The 2743-nt window shown below is 70.8% G+C and carries 2 protein-coding genes; both read left to right on the top strand.

Going from position 1 to position 2743, the window contains the following annotated elements; all coding sequences use genetic code 11:
- Nucleotides 1-228: 228 nt before the first annotated feature.
- Nucleotides 229-1449 (top strand): acetyl-CoA C-acetyltransferase, encoded by a 1221-nt coding sequence (locus tag ACFV2J_RS42470; protein ID WP_385097278.1) that lies wholly within the window; start codon nucleotides 229-231, stop codon nucleotides 1447-1449.
- A 350-nt stretch (nucleotides 1450-1799) separates the two neighbouring features.
- Complete coding sequence (locus ACFV2J_RS42465; RefSeq protein WP_385097281.1) at nucleotides 1800-2612, top strand: hypothetical protein; 813 nt, start codon at nucleotides 1800-1802, stop codon at nucleotides 2610-2612.
- Nucleotides 2613-2743 lie beyond the last annotated feature (131 nt).

The raw sequence follows: 2743 nt of genomic DNA, 5'->3' as shown, positions 1-2743 counted from the left end.
GATGGCGGGGGTCCAGGGGGCGCAGCGCCCCTGGCGGGGGTCTGGGGGCGGAGCCCCCAGGGACGGGTCGGCTACGGGCGGCGGGGGCGAGAACCCTGCCGGTCAAAAAAGCAAGCGCTTAGAAAAGTGCGGCCGGAGTCACACGGCCGGACCGGTGACCTGACAGGTACGGACGGGTAACTTCCCAAGCAGTCCCGCCCGTCATCCCCTCGTGCCCATGGAGCCGTGATGCCCGAAGCCGTGATCGTCTCAGCCGCCCGCTCCCCGATCGGCCGCGCCTTCAAGGGCTCCCTGAAGGACGTCCGCCCCGACGACCTGACCGCCACGATCATCCAGGCCGCCCTCGCCAAGGTCCCCGAGCTGGACCCCACGGACATCGACGACCTGATGCTCGGCTGCGGCCTCCCCGGCGGCGAGCAGGGCAACAACCTCGGCCGCATCGTCGCCGTGCAGATGGGCATGGACCACCTGCCGGGCTGCACGATCACCCGCTACTGTTCCTCGTCCCTCCAGACCAGCCGCATGGCCCTGCACGCCATCAAGGCCGGCGAGGGCGACGTCTTCATCTCCGCCGGCGTCGAGCTGGTCTCCCGCTTCACCAAGGGCAACTCCGACTCCCTGCCCGACACGCGCAACCCCTTCTTCGCGGAGGCCGAGGCCCGCACCGACGCCGTCGCCAAGTCCGAGGGCTCGACCTGGCACGACCCGCGCGAGGACGGCCTCGTCCCGGACGCGTACATCGCGATGGGCCAGACCGCCGAGAACCTGGCCCGCATCAAGGGCGTCACCCGCCAGGACATGGACGAGTTCGGCGTCCGCTCGCAGAACCTCGCCGAGGAAGCCATCAAGAACGGCTTCTGGGAGCGCGAGATCACCCCGGTCACGACCCCCGACGGCACGGTCGTCAGCAAGGACGACGGCCCGCGCGCTGGCGTCACCCTGGAGGGCGTGCAGGGCCTCAAGCCCGTCTTCCGCCCGGACGGGCTCGTCACCGCCGGAAACTGCTGCCCCCTCAACGACGGCGCCGCGGCCCTCGTGATCATGTCCGACACGAAGGCCCGCGAGCTCGGTCTCACCCCGCTCGCCCGGATCGTGTCCACCGGCGTCACCGGCCTCTCCCCCGAGATCATGGGCCTCGGCCCGGTCGAGGCGAGCAGGCAGGCGCTCGGGCGCGCCGGCCTCACCGTCGACGACATCGACCTGTTCGAGATCAACGAGGCCTTCGCCGCCCAGGTGATCCCCTCCTACCGGGACCTGGACATACCGCTGGACAAGCTGAACGTGAACGGCGGCGCCATCGCCGTCGGCCACCCCTTCGGCATGACCGGCGCCCGCATCACCGGCACGCTCATCAACTCCCTCCAGTTCCACGACAAGCAGTTCGGCCTGGAGACGATGTGCGTCGGCGGCGGCCAGGGCATGGCGATGGTCATCGAACGCCTCAGCTGATCCAGCTGATCCAACCGAACAAGCCGAACCAGCCGATCCACGATCAACACGACGGGACCGCACACCATCCGTACGGGTGACCGCGGTTGGACCCAGCGTGACCGAATTGGCCCGGAACCCGGTCATCACCGGGACTCCGGGCCGTTTTGTGATCCAATCCCCCCCAAGATGTGACCTATCTCCCTCTGGAGAGCGATTTACGCAGGTCAGAGCCGTTGCGCAGGCAAACCCGAGGCCCAAAGCCCTGTCCTATTCGTGACGTTACGCACTGACAGCTCGGTAGTCCGCCCTTCAAGCTGATGTAGGAAGTCGGGGGTCGACTTTGAACCGGGAGTACGTCAGTGAGCGCCATGCCGATTGCTTTGCTGCTCACCACCGCCGCGACCGCGGCCGTGGGCGTCGCCGTTCTGCGCACCCTGCTGGGTCTGCGCCGGCAGGTCGCAGCCTTGCAGCACGAACTCGCCGAGAACCGCGCCGGAGCCGCGCGCGGTCTCGTGCCCGCAGCCCGCTCGGCCGCGGACACCGACGAGATACGCGCCGCGGTGACCGAGGCGCTCGCCGAGGAGCGGGAGCGGGAGCTCGCCGAGGCCCGGGCGTTCTGGGCCGCCCAGGAGGCACGTGACGCCTCGGACGCGCCCTCGCTGCTGGGTCTGAGCGACAGCGAACTGTTCACGGCCCGTGCCTCGGACTTCGCGGGGCTGGAGTACCTGGAGACGGTCACCGAGCCCGACCTGGACGCCGAGGAGTTCACGCCCAAGGACTTCGTGCAGGGTGGCGTCGCCGGGGACTCCCCCGAACTGGCCGCCGCCCGCCGCCGCCATCCCTCGCACCCGGACTTCGTACCGGTCCAGTCACCCGTCGGGAACGACCACGAACGCACGGTGGCCTGCCTGGAGGAACTCGCCGAGTCCCGTACCGAACTGGCGGACGTCCGCCCGGGCCCGCTCGGCACCCTCGACGTCTACGTCTTCACGGACGGGACGACGCTCTGCATGACGCCGGGCCACCGCGAGACCGCGGAGCGGCTGGCCGCGGCCCTGCGCGCGGGCGAGACGCCGGTCCTGCTGGGCGGCTCGGGCGTCTCGGGCGCGTACGCCCTGACGTTCGCGTGCGGCGAGGAGAACGTCTACATCCTGGCGGACCGCGTCATAGCGTCGCTGTAGCGCCCCCGCGTCGCTGGAGCGCCCCCGCCCCGCGGCGGGCGCCCCGCTGTGGGGGCCCGCACCCCCCCACCGCGCCCCCCACACCCGCACCCCGCGCGCCCCCCCACACCCCCCCCGCCACCGTGTGGCAC

The sequence above is a fragment of the Streptomyces sp. NPDC059668 genome (assembly GCF_042734135.1).
Classification (GTDB): domain Bacteria; phylum Actinomycetota; class Actinomycetes; order Streptomycetales; family Streptomycetaceae; genus Streptomyces.
This window is presented reverse-complemented; position numbering and strand designations above follow the sequence as displayed.